The following is a 15,786-nucleotide window of genomic DNA, read 5'->3' on the forward strand; positions in this document are numbered from 1 at the left end:
CCCGATGGACATAACCATCTCCCTTATCACCACCCTCGTTTTGACCCTCATCAACGGCTACTTCTCTATGTCCGAGATGGCGCTCACCACGGCAAAGCGCGCCGTGCTGGAGCACGAGGCCGAGGAAGGCGACAAACGCGCCGAGCGCGCCGTTAAGCTGGCTGCCGACTCCGACCAGCTGCTCGCCACCATCCAGGTCGCCATCACGCTCGTGGGCTTTGCCTCGTCCGCCGTCGCCTCGACGAGCCTGTCCGACCCGCTCGCCACGTGGCTCATGAGCTTTGGCATCGCGCCGCTCTCTGCCATCGCGCGCGGACTGGCGCCGGTCATCATCACCGTTGCGGTCGCCTTCGTGTCCATCGTGATTGGCGAGCTTGTGCCCAAGCGCATTGGTCTGGCCAATGCCGAAGGCGTGTCCAAGCAGGTCGTGGGGCCGTTGTCGTTTTTCCAAAAGATCGCCCGTCCGCTCGTTTGGCTGACTGGCGCTTGCTCCGATGGCCTGGCCCGCATCCTGCGCATCAAGAGCGCCGACGATCGCCAAAACGTCTCGGAGGAAGAGATTAAGTACATGGTCTCGGAGCAGGACGACCTGCTCGACGAGGAAAAGCGTATGATCCACGAGATCTTCGACCTGGGCGATACCGTTGCCCGCGAGGTCATGGTGCCGCGCGTGGACACCACCATGTGCGAGGACGACGAGACGGTCGCCGACGTGCTGTCCACTATGCGCCAGACCGGCTTTAGCCGCATCCCCGTCTATCACGAAGATCCCGACAACGTGGCGGGCATCGCGCACATCAAGGACCTGATTCAGCCCTCGCTCGACGGCGAGGGCGACCAGACCATCGCTGGTTATTTGCGCGACGCCACCTTTGTGCCCGACACCAAGGACATCCTGCCGCTGCTGTCCGAGATGCAGACTTCGCACGACCAGATCGTGGTGGTCGTGGACGAGTACGGCGGCACGGCTGGCATCATTACCATCGAGGACATCGTCGAGGAGATCGTGGGCGAGATCGAGGACGAGTTCGACCCCGACAACAAGTACCTCACGCGTCTTTCGCGCCGTGAGTGGCTCGTCGATGGGCGTTTTTCGTGCGATGATGCGATTGAGCTTGGTTGGCCGCTCGAGGAAAGCGATGATTATGAGACCATCGCCGGCTGGATTTTGGAACTTTGCGACTCGGTGCCCGACATCGGAGAGGTGTTTGAGGTTGCAGGGTACAAGTTCAAGGTGCAGTCGATGCGTGGCCAGCGCATCTCGCTTATTCGCGTGATCGCTCCGGCCGAAACCGATAAGAAGGATTCCGATTCCTCGGCAGATAAGCCGGCGACGCCGGGCGCGGGCTCTGCGGGCCCGCACGACGGCGACGAGTAGGGCAAGGAAGAGTAGGGGAGAGTTATGGCAGGCCTGTTCAACATCCTTAAGGTCACCGTCAGCGAGGACAAGATCTGCGCGCATGTGCTGGTGAACCCCGGCATGCCGCTCATGACCTCGGAGGACATCGAGGCCACGGCGCGCGTGTACTACCTGGTGCCCGCGATTGCCAAGCACCTGTGCCTAGGCGATTCCGGTCGTGAATTCCAGGACTGCATGGGCCAGACCGAGCTTTGCCATCTGCTGGAGCACGTGACAGTGGAGCTCATGAACGAGACCGGTCTCGCCGGCAGCATTTCGTGCGGCCGTACCCGCGTAAGCGAGCACGATGAGCGTGTCTTTGAGGTTGAGCTTTCATGCCCCGATGACGCGCTGGCCATCGGCGCGCTGTCTTCGGCGACCTTTATGATGGACTGGGCTTATCTGCACGCCGACCAGCCTGCCCCTGACGTGGAGGGCACGGTCGCGGGCCTGCGCAACCTGGTGCTGGGTATGCGCGCCGAGGCCGAGGGCAAGGATCCGCACGAGGCCATCGCCGCCGCAAACGCCGAGGACGTGGCCGAAGGCGAGGCTCCTGCCGATTCCGAACCCGGCGTCGAGGCAGCTGCTGAGGAAGCCGTCGAGTCCGAGCCCGTGGAGCCCCAGGGTGTTCCGAGCTTTGACGATGAGCTGCAGGAGGCAATCGATACCGAGGGCGCGACCGCCGAGAGCCACGAGGCCCCCGCTGCCGTCTACGGTGGCGCGGCGACGGTTCCGGCAGGTCCCGCACAGGAAGGTGCGCTTCCGCTCGTTGATGGCGCCGGCGAGGACCCGGCGGCCACGGTGGCCATGCCTGCCATGCCGCAGGAGTAGGCTCACTCGCTTATCACCATCATGTACCTGCGCTTTTACCGTACGCAGATGTGCGCGACGGCAAGTGTTGCGCTGCGGGTATAATGGACAGCATTCAAACGGTGGGCATCGAGGTGCCCGCAGGAGAGGAATGATCATGGGAAAGACTTTCAGCTTTGTCTCCGGTGCGCTCTTTGGCGCTGCCGCCGGCGCTATCATCGGCGTTGCTCTGGCCCCGCGCTCGGGTGCCGAGACCCGTGCCATGGCCGCCGATATCGCCAACGATGCCTGGGACAACATGCGCGACACCTACGAGCACGGTGCCGAGGAGGCTCGTGCCGCGGTCAACGACTTTGGTCCGATGGTCGACGCCAAGACCGATGACCTTCGCGCCAAGGTCGACCTGGCCCGCGAGCGCATGGACCAGCTTCGCGAGCAGCTCAACGACGCCATCTCGGGCGGCAACGTGACGCCCGCTGCCGACGTCGTGGTCGAGAACGTCACTGAGGCCGACACCGAGGCCACGGAGCCCTCGACCGAGGCATAATGCGCGCAGGGGATTTTGTCGGCGTCAAGGTTTATCGTAAGCCTGCCGAAGACAAGCGCACCAAAAAGGACGGCACGCCGCGCAGCCCCAAAAAGCTCGGCAAGATTCACTTTCCGGTCTTTACCCCGGGCGGTACGCGCGTGGTGGGCTTTATGGTTCGCCAGTCCGATATCGCGGGCATGATCGAGCGCCCCGATCGATTTGTGGCGCTCGATGCCATCGGCGTCTATGAGGGTGCTGTCGCGGTCGACGACGTCAAGGGAACCTACGATGCCGCCGCGGCCAAGCGCCTCGATATCAACCTGGACGATTGCATCATCTGGGTTGGCATGGACGTGCGCACGGAATCGGGCGATGTCGTGGGCTACTGCTCGGACGTTGAGTTCAAGCCGCGTTCGGGTATCGTGCAGACGTTCTACGTGACCGCCGGCACTGCCTCGAGTGTGCTGGTGGGCGACACACAGATGCCGCCGACGATGCTGCGCGGCTACGAGAACGGCGCGATGATTGTCTCGGACGAGGTCAAGTCGCTCGGGTATTCGGGTGGCGCGGCTGCCAAGGCTGCCGAGGCCAGTGTCGTGGTGGGCGATAAGGTCAAGAAGGGCGCCAAGGTGCTCGATGACAAGGGGTCGGTCGCCGTGGACAAGGGCAGTCGCGCACTGGGCAAGCAGCTCGGCAAGACGCGCGGTATGTTCAAGGCCTTTAAGGACGAATATCAAAAGGCGAGCGGGGGCTCGTCAAAAGCTAGCAAATAGCGACGTACCAAATGATGGGAGGCGAGCCGGAGACATGTTGCTCCGGCTCGCTGTGTTTATGGGGGAGGGCACATGCGCCAAAACGGATCTAACTTAAACGGGCGCTCGGGTGCGCGTCCGACGGCGCGACGCGACCTGGGGCAGCTGCCCAGCGGTCAGCGTCGACGTCGCCGTAAACCCGGCGCGATGTACCTCAACCATAGCCGTGGGTTTAGCGATCGCAGCGCGCGCATCGGCAACGGGCGCTCACCGCGCCGACCGTCCCGCCTGCCCTATGCGCTCATCGCTGTCGGCTGTGCGCTCGTGCTGTTTATCGCTGCCGTCGTGGGCTATGTCAATCGCAGCGTGGACATTGTGCTCAATGGGGAGCAGGCTTCGGTGCGCGTGGGCTCCACGTTGCAGAACCTTATCGATGATCAAGGCCTGACCGACACCTACGATGCCGGCGACTTGTTGGCTGTCGACGATAGCGTGCTTACCCGCCGTGGCGGCGAAAAGCTGTCGGTGAAGGTGGACGGCAAACGGGTGAAGCAGGGCAAGTGGAATAGCCGCGAGCTAACGGGCGGCGAGAAAGTGACGGTCAAAGACGGCCGCGACACGTACGAGAAGCACGAGGTCCAGGTCACGACCATTGAGCCCAAGTTGAAGGTCGAGGGCACGGGCGCTATCGAATACGTTAAAACCTGGGGCGTTCAGGGCCGCTCCGAGGTATGGGTCGGCGAGCAGTCGGGCAAGACGCAGGACCGCGGCGAGGTCGTGCCCGCCACCGACTGCGTAGTCGAGTGCGCGAGCGTAGCGCCCAAGGGCAACGAAAAGTACGTGGCCCTGACATTTGACGAGGGTCCGAGCGGCGCGACCAAGCAGGTCTTGCAGGTGCTCAAGGAAAAGGGCGTCACGGCGACGTTCTTCCTTTCGGGCGATGCTGCGGAAGCCTCGCCCGCTACTGCCAAAGCGATTGTCGATGCCGGATGCGAGATCGGCTCCAACAGCTACAGCGATGATTCGCTCAAGGGCGAGGATCGCGAGACGGTGCGCAAGCAGATCACGAAGGGCACCGAGGCGATTAAGTCGGCGACCGGCGTCGAGACGATGTTGCTGCGTGCTCCCTACGCCGCGTTTGACGAGCAAAACTGGATCGATGCGATGGACCTGGTGTCTGCCGTGGTCTCGTGGAATATCGATTCGGGCGACTGGCTGCTCAACGGCGCCGACGAACAGGTTTCGACAGTGCTCGAATCGGTGACTCCGGGCAACATTGTTTTGTTCACCGATAGCGACGAGTGCTCCGAACAGACGCTCGAAGCGCTGCCGCAGATCATCGATGGCCTTGTCGCCAAGGGCTACAAGATCGTGACACTGAGCGATTTGGTTAAGACGGATACGTCGCTGAGCAAAAAACTCACCTCGCTAACGAAGACTTCCATGCCCAAGAACGCCGTGTTTCCCCAGCTCGCCGAAGATAACGACACCACAGACTAGTCACGGGGGACGTTTTTAAACGACTATGTCACGGATGCGTCAGCGTTTGGTATGCCTGCGATGTTTGGAGCATAAATTTGGCGTCACGGCGCGATGCTGATGCTATAGTTACTGCGGATAACAAGGGTCAAGAGAAAGGTTGCAGGTGAAATCCAAACCTCGACCATACAGTCGATGACCCCTTGCAGGTGCTTCTTGCGCATGCACGGGGTGTGAGCGCCGAGCGGTGTGCCGCCCGCGCATGCGTATACATATCTAAAAGTCCACGGATGGCGTGCCGGCATGGCCACGGTCCGAAGGAATAATGATGGGGAGCACCAGTGAATTATCTGAGTGAGATGCTCAAGCTGCCGGTCTTGGACGTCGATGGCGAAAAGCTCGGCGTTGTGAACGATTTTGGCATTGCTACCGGCGAAGTTTTTCCGCACGTGACGTCGCTCGCGTTCCGCGGTCCCGGCAAGACGCCGTTTATGATCAGCTGGCGAAAATGGGTCGACCGTATCGACGAGACGGGCGTATACCTTAAGACGTCGGCCACCGAAATCCGTTTTTCGTACCTGCAGCCGACCGAACTTTTGCTCGCGCGCGACGTGCTCAACAAACAAATCGTCGACACGCAGGGCATGAAGGTCGTGCGCGTAAACGACATCAAGTTTTCCATGTCAGGCGAAAATCAGCTGCGCCTGCTGGGTGCCGAAGTCGGTGCCCGCGGTCTGCTGCGCGCAATCAGCCCCGCTCTTGAACATGTCGTCGAGGGCTTTATGAAGCACCTGGGCAAACCGCTCGGCGAGGACATCATCGCCTGGTCCTACATGGACCTGCTCGATCGCTCGACTAAGAACATCCAGCTGTCGGTGTCGCATAAGACGCTCGGCGAGCTGCATCCTGCCGACATTGCCGACATTATCGAGCAGCTCGATCCTCGCCTGCGCGCGCAGGTGTTCGCGCAGCTCGACACCGCCCAGGCCGCCGAGGCCATCTCGGAGTTCGATGACGACGAGCTCATGACCGAGATGCTCGAGGGCCTGTCCGACACGGATGCGTCGTCGATGCTGGCCATGATGGACCCGGACGACGCCGCCGACCTGATTGACGAGCTCGATTACGAGAAGGCCGAGAAGCTCCTGCGCCTGATGGGCGTTCAGGAGGAGAAGGCGATTCGTAACCTGCTGGGCTATGAGGAAAACACTGCCGGCCGCATTATGACCTCGGAGTTTGTCTCCCTGCCTGCCACGGCGACGGTCGGTGACGCCATCGAGGCGATCCGCAAGCTCGACGAGGATTTCGAAAGCGTCTACTACGTCTATACCGAGGATCCGAGCGGTATGCTGACCGGCGTGCTCTCGCTGCGCACGCTGATCGTGGCCGACCGCGACGCCACGCTGGGCCAGCTGGCCTACCGCGACCTGGTTTATGTGTCGCCCGACGAGGACCAGGAAGACGTAACGGACGAGATGACCAAGTACGACCTGGTCGCCATCCCCGTCTGCGATGAGAACCGCCACATCTTGGGCATTGTGACCTTCGACGACGCCATGGACGTTATCGCCGAGGAGTACCAGGAGGACCTGCAGATCGCAGGCGTCGGCTCGGGCGATAGCGCGTCCGACGACTCGACGAATGTGCTCAGCTGGTTTGTGCATCGCCAGTACTGGGTTGTCGTGTGGGGCATTGCCTCGTGCATCATGGCGGCAGTGCTGGGGACGGCGCTGGGCTCCGCACATCTGGTGGTGTTCCCCATGTGCGCCATGCCGCTCGTGCTGCTGGCTGCCTCGCGTATGGTGTCGTTCGTCAAGAACTACTTCCTGGAGTACGACGGCCATGACGATGAACCCAAGCCGTATCTGGGATTCTTCTTCCAGAGCACGGGCATGGGCCTGATCCTGTCGCTCGTGACCTACCTGTGCGCTCAGCTGGTGCGCACCACGGCGTTCCCCGACGCGCCCATGCTTGAGGAGCAGCTCTTTACCGGCTGCTTTAACATCGCGGCCATCGTCTGCCTGATTGGCAACATGAGCGCTGTGATTTACCTGATGGTGCTGTTCTGGCGCGACGAGCACGACCTCAATACGTCGGGTACCGCCATGAACGTCATTGCCGTCATGATCTCGTGCGTGGCGTACTGTGCCGCTGCGGTGCTGCACACCATGTCGGTCATGGGTTAGGTGGTCGCGTGCAAAATAGCAAGCAAAAGCAGGGCACCAAGCAAAAGCTGACCATCGCGGCCATCTTTGGTGCCATGGGTCCTGGCCTTCTGGCGGCGCTTTCGGGCAATGACGCCGGCGGCATCGCCACGTATTCCAGCGCCGGTGCCAGCTATGGTTACAAGATGCTCTGGATGCTTCCCGTCATGACCGTGCTGCTCATCGTGACGCAGGAGACCGCGGCGCGTTGCGGCTGCGTGACGGGCAAGGGCCTGGCCTCGCTCATTCGCGAGCGCTTTGGCGTGCGCAAGAGCGTGCTGGCCATGGCGGCGCTGCTGATTGCCAACACAGCCGTGACCATTTCGGAGTTTGCGGGTATCGCGAGCGGCCTTGCCCTCTTTGGCGTGCCGGCGAGCATCTCGGTGCCGCTTGTGGCGCTGATGGTTTGGATGCTTACCATGTCGGGTAGCTTCCAGCGCATCGAGAAGATTCTGTTGCTGGTGAGCTGCGTGTTTGTGACCTACATTGTCGCTGCAATTATGGCTGGTCCCAGTTGGGGCGAGGTGGCGGTCGATCTGGTTGTACCCAACATTCAAAATGACCCCAGCTACGTGTCGCTTGTGGTCGCGACGATCGGTACCACCATCGCGCCCTGGATGATTTTCCTGGCACAGAACAACGTGGTCGATAAGAATGCGGGCGAGGACGATATCGTGTTGCAGCGCATCGATACCGTGAGCGGCTCGATTGCCGCCGATGTCATTGCCGGTTTTATTATCATCACGACCGGTACGGTATTGTTCCCCGCGGGCATTCAGATTAGCGATGCTGCAGACGCTGCCCGCGCGCTGGAGCCCATTGCGGGCCAGTGGTCCACGGTGCTGTTTGCCTCGGGCCTGGTCGCGGCGAGCTTCTTGGCCGCCTGTGTGCTGCCGGGCGTTACGTCCAGCGCTATCTGCGAGGCGTTTGGCTGGGAACGCGGTGCCGATCGCAGCTGGGACGAGGCCCCGGTCTATCGCGGCATCATTACGGCAATCATTGGCATTTCTGCCGTGCTGGTGCTCATGCCCGGCGTCGACCTGTTCCAGATTATGATGACCTCGCAGGTCATCAACGGCGTGTTGCTGCCCGTGGTTCTGGTGTTCCAGGTGGTTATTGCCGCCGATCGACACATTATGGGCGCCAACCGCAACGGCCGTGTGTGGAATGTGCTCACTTGGGCGACTATCGGCGTTATTACGGTGCTGACGGTCGTTATGTTTGTTCTGCAAGCGATGGGCTACAGCGCGTAGCACCTCTCTTGGACTCTAAACAGGCCGCCGCCATGGGCTGCGGCCTGTTTTTGTCTGCTATAGGGTGCTAGTTATATACCGATGTGCAGCTATAAAGCCGCCTCTGGGGTGAATTAACAGCCCGGAGGCGGCTTTGTAAGTCGCGGAAGTGGTCCCAAGTGCCGGATTGTAAGCAGATTTGGCTGTGCGTTACTTGTCGGTGCCTAGCTTGTGCGGTTTGTAGGCGAGGGCGTTGACGAGTGTCTCGGCAGCGGATTTGACAGCCGCCGGCTGCGGATCGTTAACGTGGTCCTCGGGGTGCACGGGTAGGTCCTTCTTGACGGCATCGTGGATGAGCTTAAGGTACTCGGTCACGCCGGTAGTCGACAGGTGCGTGCCGTCGCCATCGAACAGGTCGTTGCGATTTGTGCTGTATCCGTACCAGTCGATAACACGCACGTTTTTATAGCGCTTGGCGGCGTTGGCGATGGCCTGGTTCGTGGACCCGACCCACGGCTGCGGGCTACGCGTGTTTACAAACACGACAATACGCTGATCACCGGCGTCGGCCATGATCGCATCAATCTGATCATCGGTTACCAGGCCGTTGGTGCCTAGCGCAAAGACCACAATCTTGCCGGCAAGGTTCTGCTGGATATAGCCCTCAAATGTCGCGCGGCCCGCATCAAACTGGCGGCCCTTTTCGGCATCGATGTGGCTGTGCGGGAACACGCCGTCAAAGGCATCGACGGCGCGCAGGGACACGGAGTCGCCAATCATTAGCAGGTCGTAGGCTCCGTCGGGGAAGCCGTCGTCGTCTTTGTCGGTGTCATCGGCCGCCTGCTGATCTTGAGGCTTTGCATTTTTGGCCTCCTTGTTTAGGATTTCGGCGCCCTCGCCGCTCAGCGCGGATGTGTCGGGCACAAAGACCAGGCCGCCCAGCGCCACAACAAGCACGACGGCGCAAACGGCGCAGGTGGGGACATGTACGCGCATCCAGCCGGCGAGCGTGGTGGTGCCGTCGCGGAGCTCGGAAACGGTGCGCCCAAAAGCGCCCTTCCTAAACGGCGTTTCGATAAAGCGATAGGAGCACTCGGCCACGGCGACCACCAACAACACCTGCAAAATGTAGTGCCACCAGGGCGTGTCGTTAATGTTGGCGACCGGGTTCATGAGGAGCAGCAGCGGATAATGCCACAGGTAGATGCTGTAGGAGCGCTTGCCGATCCATACGAGTGGCTCGGCGGCCAAGGCCCGTGCGACCATGCCCTGGGGCTGCACGCATGCCGCGATAACCATCAGTGTGAGGATGGAGCACAGCAGCGTGCCTCCGCGATACTGAAACGCGGTATAGCCGTTGGTGAGCGCGACCATGGCGGCGAGTCCGACCAGGCCAACGACGCCCATCAAATCGATGGATGCGGGGGAGGACCAAAAGCGTGCGAGCTCACTTGGCTTTGTCGTGGCAGCCTCGGCGGTGTCGCTCTTTGACTTGTCGTGCTTGCCGGCGCCGGCCAGTCGGTCGAGCCCCAGATGGCGGACAAGGCGCGCAGGCGCCAGGTCGCGGTCGGGGATAAAGGCCATCCAGGCGCCCAGCAGCAACGAGAACACGCGGGTGTCGGTGCCGTAGTACACGCGGCTGGGGTCGGTGGCGGGGTTGTAGAGCACCATCATGGCGACGGCGGAGACGGCGGCGAGGCCCAGGACCACGCGGCGCGTGTTGGGCTTGCTCATGTGCACCGACACCATGGCGAGCAGCAGCGGCGGCCAAATAAGATAGAACTGTTCCTCGATGGCAAGCGACCAAAAGTGCGTGAGCGGCGAGGGATCGCCCAGGGCGTTAAAGTACGAAACGTCCTGCATAATCTGCCACCAGTTATTAAAGAACAGCAGCGACGGCAGGATGTCGGGGCGCATCTTGGTGAGCATCACATGGTTAAAGACAGTGCACAGTGCGCAGGTCACCACCACGACGGTTACCACGGCGGGGAACAGGCGACGGATGCGGCGGATCCAGAAGCTCTTGAGATCGATACGACCGGTCTTTGCGATTTCGTTGAGGAGCAGGCGCGTGATCAAGTATCCCGAGAGCACAAAGAAGATCGTGACGCCGAGCAGGCCGCCCTGAGCCCACGTGAGGTTGAGGTGATAGAGCACCACTGCGACAACGGCGAGCGTGCGAAGGCCGTCGAGGGCGGGGATGTAGCGAGATTTGGGACGCGTGGGCGCCTGTTCTTTTGCGGCGCTGTCGGTGCGGGCGCCCTTGTTGGCGGGCGAGCGATGGGAGCCTGCAGCGTGGCGCGGCTCGGTGGTTTGGCGGTTAGTGCGCGAACGTTCGTGCGGCGCTTGTTGATCGCTCGCATGGCGTGAGCTGCGCGAGCTCGATCGCGGGAATTGTTCCATAAAACATCATCCAATGACGAGAATAATCAGCACGCTTTCATTGTAGCCGCCTACTCCTGTGAATGCTTGCTGCTGGCGTAAGCTCAAGCGCGCGTCCACATCAAAGTGAACTAAAGTTATAGAGGTGCGAGAGTGCACGATTGACGGCCGACAGCGGGTGCAGAGCCCGCGGACGAGGAGGTTTCCATGGCAGATTGCGGCATCGTTGCGGTGTTTGGCAGCATGAACATGGACCTTTCGGTGGCTTGCGAGCGCATGCCGCGTGCGGGCGAGACCGTCGGCGGCAGCGGGTTTATCACCAACGCCGGCGGCAAAGGCGCCAATCAGGCCGTAGCAGCTGCGCGCATGGGCGCGCGCACGCGCATGATCGGCGCGGTCGGCCGCGACGCGTTTGGCTCGTCGCTCGTGGCGGGGCTCCAAGATGCTGGCGTGGACTGTGACTTTGTGGCGCGCCGCGACGACGTGGAGACGGGAACGGCGACCATCATTCGCTGTGAGGGCGATAACCGCATCGTGCTGTCGCCGGGCGCCAACCATGCACTTGCGGGCGAGGACGTTGCCCGAGCGCTGAGGCGTCTGGTGGCCGATGAGCTCGATGGCAACGCCAGCGAGATTGCCCCGGCTGCCGGAGGCGTCTTTATCGCCCAGGGCGAATGCGACCTTGCAGCGACGGCCGAGGCGTTTGTTTGCGCTCGCGAGCTGGGGTTCTATACGGTCTTTAATCCAGCGCCTGCCTGCGATTTGCCTGCGGAGGTCTGGCCTGCAGTCGACCTGGTCTGTCCCAACGAGACTGAGTGCCAGGTACTGACGGGCATCTTGCCTGCAGACGATGCGAGCTGCATCGCGGCGCTCAATGCCTTGCTCGCCAAGGGTGCCGGCGCCGCGGTCATCACGCTGGGCGGCGCCGGCTCGGTTACGCTCGGCGACGACGGTGAGCTGCTGCGTATGCCGGCGCTTTCGAGCACGGTGGTCGATACGACGGCTGCGGGCGATACGTTTATCGGTGCGCTTGCCGCGGCTCGTCTGGAGGGCCTGCCGCTCTTTGAGTGCATGGCCGCGGGTGCACGCGCCTCGGCGGTGACGGTGTCGCGCTTGGGCGCGCAGCAGTCGATTCCCACGCGCGCCGAAGTTGAGCGCGTGTTTGGTTTAGACGATTTAGTACAAGACGGAGAAGCGGAGTAGAACAATGGCAACCAAGAAGCTGATCCTTGATCTGGATATGGGTGTGGACGATGCGATGGCGCTTGCCTATGCCATCGCGAGCCCCGAGGTTGAGCTCGTGGGCATTACCACGTGTTTTGGCAACGTGCGCGTCGACCAGTCGGCGCGCAACTGCCTGGCGGTGCTCGACTTGTTGGGTCGTCCCGAGGTGCCGGTGTACCTGGGTGCTGACCGTCCTCTGCAGGCGACTGAGCCCTATACGCCGCCGGCGTCCACCGTACTCATTCACGGCAAGAACGGCATCGGCGGCGCGAGCGTGCCCGCGTCGCCCTACGAGCCGGTGGGGGCGACGTCGGCCGATGGCAACGCTGCAGTCGATTATCTAATCGATGCCGCGCGCACTTATGGTCCCGATCTGGTCTACGTAGCGACCGGCCCGCTCTCCAACCTGGCGCTTGCCCTGGAGCGCGATGCGACGGCGGTGATGTCTATTGGCCGCGTGGTGGTGATGGGCGGCGCCCTGACCGTGCCCGGCAACGTGAGCGCGGGTGCCGAGGCCAACATGGCAAGCGATCCCGAAGCGGCCGATGCCGTGCTGCGCTCGGGCCGCAAGCTCACCATGGTGGGTCTGGACGTGACGCATCGCGTGGTGCTCACGCGTCGCGACATTGCCGGATGGACGGGCTCGGGCACCATGGCGGGCTGTGCGTTTGCGAGCATGGTCGAGCACTACATTGGCTCGTACGAGATGAACGCACCCTACCTGGGTGGTTGTGCGCTGCACGATCCGCTGGCTGTTGCCGTGGCGATTGACCCCACGCTCGTGGGTGCGCTCGGCTGCAATCTGCGTGTTGATCTGCTGGGCGAGTATCGCGGCCGCACCATTTGCGACGAGCATCGCCTGTCCGATCCGGACAAGAGCGCGCTTGTGGCGCTGACCGTGGATGCCCCGCGCTTCCTGTCCGAGTTCAAGACGCGCATGGCCCGTGTTCTTGGCTAGATGATTTCCGTGCCCCGCCCCATGTAGTCAATTTGGGACGGGGCTTTTTTAGCTACCGAGTAAATGTGCCCGTTGGGGGAATAGTCGTGCCACTTCGCTTGACAACAGGCTAAACTAGCTCATAAACATTTACTATTCTGTTTAGATTGAATTTGCGGTCGTTTAGTTGTCGAGTCATCAAGTTGTGATGCTCCGCCACGGCCGTTGCTAGGGGGAACAATGGCCAAAGCAAGTGTTCGCGAGATCAGCCGCATCACCGGTTTTTCGCCTGCGACCGTGTCCAACGCGCTCAACCGCAAGCGCAGCGTGAGTGAAGAGACCGCCAAGGTCATCCTGGAGTGCGCGCAATCGCTTGGCTATCAGCAGTCGACGCAGCTCGAGAGCATTCAGTTTGTGCTCGCGCGCAAGACGGGCGCCATTCTGGACGAGAGCACCTTCCATCCCGCGGTCATCGAGGGCGTGGAGCGCCAGGCGCGTCGTCACGGCATGAGCACGAGCTTTGTCTCGCTCGACTTTAGCGACTTGGGCGCCGTGCGTCCGCAGGTCGAGGGCCTGATCGCCGATCCGTCCGCCGCTATCGTGCTGATGGGTACCGAGCTGGGTGAGGAAGACTACGCCCTGTTTGCCAACGCTGCCGCCCACCTGATCGTGCTCGATGGCTGGAGCGATCGTCAGTACTTCGATGCCGTGGTCATTGCCAACACCGACTCGGTGCTGCGCGCCGTGGATCACCTCATCGAGAAAGGTCACAGGCAGATCGGATATCTGGCAGGCGACCTTCGTATCCGCAACTTTAAGGATCGCGAGCGCGGCTATCGCCAAGCGCTTGAGGACGCAGACCTTGAGGCCAACCCGACATGGCGCGTTACGCTGGGCACCACGCTCGAGGGCGCCTATCGCGACATGGGCGCATGGCTCGACAGCGTCTCGCGCGACGACCTGCCGACGGCTTTCTTTGCCGAAAACGACGTGCTCGCCGTGGGTGCCATGCGCGCGCTCAACGAGCACGGCATACGCGTGCCCGAGGATGTCTCGATCATCGGCTTTGACGACCTGTCTCTGGGTGCCTTCTCCAACCCGCCGCTCACCACGGTGCACGTTCCCAAGCACGAGGTGGGCGAGATCGCGGTGCGCCGCCTGGTGGGCAACATCCGCAATCCCAAGAGCTATACCTGCAAGACAGCCGTATCGACCTATTTTGTCGAGCGTCAGAGCGTGCGTGAGATCTAGGCAAAGGCAACGCCGGGCCGCAGGGCGGCAAAGCCGTCGACGCGACCATTTTGTACACAGCCTAGAATGATTTTTTAGGACGGGATTAAAAACTCATTGATCCCCGTCCCGGGCAGCTCATTGGGGACGGGGCTTTTTTGACTGGTATGATTGGTGCGACCATTCGAACCAGCTAAAAGAGCCCCGTCCCAAATTGACTATCGAGAGGATCTGCCATGGAGCGCATCGCGAGCTTTTCCGTTGACCATTTGCTGCTTGAGCCCGGCGTGTATGTGAGCCGCATCGACCGCGATCCGGCGACCGCCGCTGTCGTTACCACCTTTGACCTGCGCCTGACCACGCCCAACAAGGAGCCGGTCATGAACACGGCCGAGTGTCACACCATCGAGCACCTAGGCGCGACATTCCTTCGCAACCATGCCGAGTGGTCGAGCCGCATTGTCTACTTTGGCCCCATGGGCTGCCGCACGGGCTTTTACCTGGTCGTTTTTGGTGAGGTGACGAGCGAGGAGATCCTGCCGCTCGTGCGTGAGTTGTTTGAGTTTGTCGCCGACTTTGAGGGCGATGTCCCCGGAGCCGCTCCCGAGGAGTGCGGCAACTACCTGGACCAGAACCTTCCCATGGCAAACTGGCTCGCGCGCCGCTACCTCGACCGCGACCTGGCCGATATCGACGAGAAGCACCTGCACTATCAGCAGGCGTAAGGGCTTATCGCCCAAAACGCGCACATTGGGCGCCTTCGCTTATGCGGGGGCGCCTTTTTGTTGAGTGGTCTGGACGAGCGTTCAAAATCGCTCATGTTTGTTTTAGAATGTTCGTATAGTCACATTTACGAACAGGAGCGAACATGCATATCTACTCTGTCAACGATCCCGAGTTCAAGTCCTATGGCCGCGTGTGGGACGACGTCCCGTCCGGCCTGACCGCTCCACTCGTCGAGGCACTCTCCGCTACGCCCATCCCCGAGGGCAGCAAGTACGTAGCAAGCGCGCCGGAGCTCGAGGGCGTTAAGGGTGCCGATAAACTGGGCTTTCTCATGTTTGGTGGACGTCCCTTCCAGCTCGGCTGGTGCAACGGGCACAACACGCGTCTCAACTGCCTGGAGTACCACCGCGCGAGCGAGTTCAACCTGGGGGCGCGTGACTTTATCCTACTCGTGGCGCATCGCTGGGAGATCGAGGGCGGCAAGCTCGATACTGCGTGCGTCAAGGCGTTCCGCGTGCCGGCAGGCAAGGTCGTCGAGGTTTTCAACACCACGCTCCACTACACGCCGTGCATGGTCGACGACGGTGGCTTCCAGGTGATGGTGGCGCTGCCCGCCGGCACCAACGGTCCGCGTCCCGAGGCTGCGGCCGATATGCCTGCTGCCGGCGACAGCTACTGCTACTGGAAGGCCGACAAGTGGGTTCTCTGCCATGCTGACAGCCCCAAGGCAGCCGAAGGCGGCTACGTAGGCCTCATCGGCAAAAACCTCGACATCGCCTGCGACTAGAATCTTCTGTCTCGATCTGTAACATCTAGCGGGCTAAATCGTCTCTACCTGTTACAGATCGAGACATACCGCCCCCCAGCCACCACAAAGGTGCC

Annotated in this window: 13 protein-coding genes; 12 read left to right on the plus strand and 1 reads right to left on the minus strand. The window is 61.7% G+C overall.

Annotated features, from left to right (window positions below):
- Nucleotides 1-4: 4 nt before the first annotated feature.
- The 7 genes from ACTQ1S_RS01520 (at nt 5) to ACTQ1S_RS01550 (ending at nt 8,426) form a co-directional block, all read left to right on the plus strand.
- Nucleotides 5-1,378: a hemolysin family protein gene (locus ACTQ1S_RS01520; RefSeq protein WP_441546905.1), complete on the plus strand. Its 1,374-nt coding sequence runs from the start codon at nt 5-7 to the stop codon at nt 1,376-1,378.
- 24 nt (nt 1,379-1,402) lie between these two features.
- Nucleotides 1,403-2,230 (plus strand): cyanophycin synthetase family protein, encoded by an 828-nt coding sequence (locus ACTQ1S_RS01525; protein WP_441546906.1) that lies wholly within the window; start codon nt 1,403-1,405, stop codon nt 2,228-2,230.
- Between the two features lie 136 nt (nt 2,231-2,366).
- Nucleotides 2,367-2,756 (plus strand): YtxH domain-containing protein, encoded by a 390-nt coding sequence (locus ACTQ1S_RS01530; protein ID WP_154516595.1) that lies wholly within the window; start codon nt 2,367-2,369, stop codon nt 2,754-2,756.
- Nucleotides 2,756-3,511, plus strand: coding sequence for a PRC-barrel domain containing protein (locus ACTQ1S_RS01535; RefSeq protein ID WP_427718078.1), 756 nt, complete (start codon nt 2,756-2,758; stop codon nt 3,509-3,511). The genes ACTQ1S_RS01530 and ACTQ1S_RS01535 overlap by 1 nt, the downstream gene beginning before the upstream one ends.
- A gap of 72 nt (nt 3,512-3,583) precedes the next feature.
- The gene (locus ACTQ1S_RS01540) at nt 3,584-4,990 is read left to right on the plus strand and encodes a polysaccharide deacetylase family protein (protein ID WP_441546907.1); all 1,407 of its coding nucleotides are present in this window, start codon (nt 3,584-3,586) and stop codon (nt 4,988-4,990) included.
- 320 nt (nt 4,991-5,310) lie between these two features.
- Nucleotides 5,311-7,155, plus strand: coding sequence for a magnesium transporter (locus ACTQ1S_RS01545; protein ID WP_427727258.1), 1,845 nt, complete (start codon nt 5,311-5,313; stop codon nt 7,153-7,155).
- 74 nt (nt 7,156-7,229) lie between these two features.
- A complete protein-coding gene (locus ACTQ1S_RS01550; RefSeq protein ID WP_427747655.1) occupies nt 7,230-8,426 on the plus strand; it encodes an Nramp family divalent metal transporter in 1,197 nt (398 codons plus the stop codon).
- 189 nt (nt 8,427-8,615) lie between these two features.
- Here ACTQ1S_RS01550 and ACTQ1S_RS01555 read toward each other — a convergent pair whose 3' ends face one another.
- Nucleotides 8,616-10,808, minus strand: a complete 2,193-nt coding sequence (locus tag ACTQ1S_RS01555; protein WP_441546908.1) for an acyltransferase family protein — start codon at nt 10,806-10,808, stop codon at nt 8,616-8,618.
- 186 nt (nt 10,809-10,994) lie between these two features.
- On the opposite strand from ACTQ1S_RS01555, the gene ACTQ1S_RS01560 reads away from it, so the two are divergent.
- From ACTQ1S_RS01560 to ACTQ1S_RS01580, 5 genes are all read left to right on the plus strand, one after another.
- The gene (locus ACTQ1S_RS01560; RefSeq protein WP_441546909.1) at nt 10,995-11,990 is read left to right on the plus strand and encodes a ribokinase; all 996 of its coding nucleotides are present in this window, start codon (nt 10,995-10,997) and stop codon (nt 11,988-11,990) included.
- A gap of 4 nt (nt 11,991-11,994) precedes the next feature.
- Nucleotides 11,995-12,969, plus strand: a complete 975-nt coding sequence (locus tag ACTQ1S_RS01565) for a nucleoside hydrolase (protein WP_154516583.1) — start codon at nt 11,995-11,997, stop codon at nt 12,967-12,969.
- A gap of 219 nt (nt 12,970-13,188) precedes the next feature.
- The gene (locus ACTQ1S_RS01570) at nt 13,189-14,199 is read left to right on the plus strand and encodes a LacI family DNA-binding transcriptional regulator (RefSeq protein WP_441546910.1); all 1,011 of its coding nucleotides are present in this window, start codon (nt 13,189-13,191) and stop codon (nt 14,197-14,199) included.
- A gap of 215 nt (nt 14,200-14,414) precedes the next feature.
- Nucleotides 14,415-14,903 carry an S-ribosylhomocysteine lyase gene (locus ACTQ1S_RS01575; protein ID WP_441015328.1) on the plus strand — a complete coding sequence of 163 codons (489 nt, stop codon included), beginning with the start codon at nt 14,415-14,417 and terminating at the stop codon, nt 14,901-14,903.
- Nucleotides 14,904-15,046: 143 nt separating this feature from the next.
- Nucleotides 15,047-15,691 (plus strand): DUF4867 family protein, encoded by a 645-nt coding sequence (locus tag ACTQ1S_RS01580; protein ID WP_441546911.1) that lies wholly within the window; start codon nt 15,047-15,049, stop codon nt 15,689-15,691.
- Nucleotides 15,692-15,786 lie beyond the last annotated feature (95 nt).

This window comes from Collinsella sp. LCP21S3_D3 (assembly GCF_052118305.1).
Taxonomy (GTDB): domain Bacteria; phylum Actinomycetota; class Coriobacteriia; order Coriobacteriales; family Coriobacteriaceae; genus Collinsella.

Bases quoted from the DNA above. Each gene is read 5' to 3' on its own strand.
- ACTQ1S_RS01520 (WP_441546905.1), top strand. From the start codon at position 5: ATGGACATAACCATCTCCCTTATCACCACCCTCGTTTTGACCCTCATC.
- ACTQ1S_RS01525 (WP_441546906.1), top strand. From the start codon at position 1,403: ATGGCAGGCCTGTTCAACATCCTTAAGGTCACCGTCAGCGAGGACAAG.
- ACTQ1S_RS01530 (WP_154516595.1), top strand. From the start codon at position 2,367: ATGGGAAAGACTTTCAGCTTTGTCTCCGGTGCGCTCTTTGGCGCTGCC.
- ACTQ1S_RS01535 (WP_427718078.1), top strand. From the start codon at position 2,756: ATGCGCGCAGGGGATTTTGTCGGCGTCAAGGTTTATCGTAAGCCTGCC.
- ACTQ1S_RS01540 (WP_441546907.1), top strand. From the start codon at position 3,584: ATGCGCCAAAACGGATCTAACTTAAACGGGCGCTCGGGTGCGCGTCCG.
- ACTQ1S_RS01550 (WP_427747655.1), top strand. From the start codon at position 7,230: ATGGGTCCTGGCCTTCTGGCGGCGCTTTCGGGCAATGACGCCGGCGGC.
- ACTQ1S_RS01555 (WP_441546908.1), bottom strand. From the start codon at position 10,808: ATGGAACAATTCCCGCGATCGAGCTCGCGCAGCTCACGCCATGCGAGC.
- ACTQ1S_RS01560 (WP_441546909.1), top strand. From the start codon at position 10,995: ATGGCAGATTGCGGCATCGTTGCGGTGTTTGGCAGCATGAACATGGAC.
- ACTQ1S_RS01565 (WP_154516583.1), top strand. From the start codon at position 11,995: ATGGCAACCAAGAAGCTGATCCTTGATCTGGATATGGGTGTGGACGAT.
- ACTQ1S_RS01570 (WP_441546910.1), top strand. From the start codon at position 13,189: ATGGCCAAAGCAAGTGTTCGCGAGATCAGCCGCATCACCGGTTTTTCG.
- ACTQ1S_RS01575 (WP_441015328.1), top strand. From the start codon at position 14,415: ATGGAGCGCATCGCGAGCTTTTCCGTTGACCATTTGCTGCTTGAGCCC.
- ACTQ1S_RS01580 (WP_441546911.1), top strand. From the start codon at position 15,047: ATGCATATCTACTCTGTCAACGATCCCGAGTTCAAGTCCTATGGCCGC.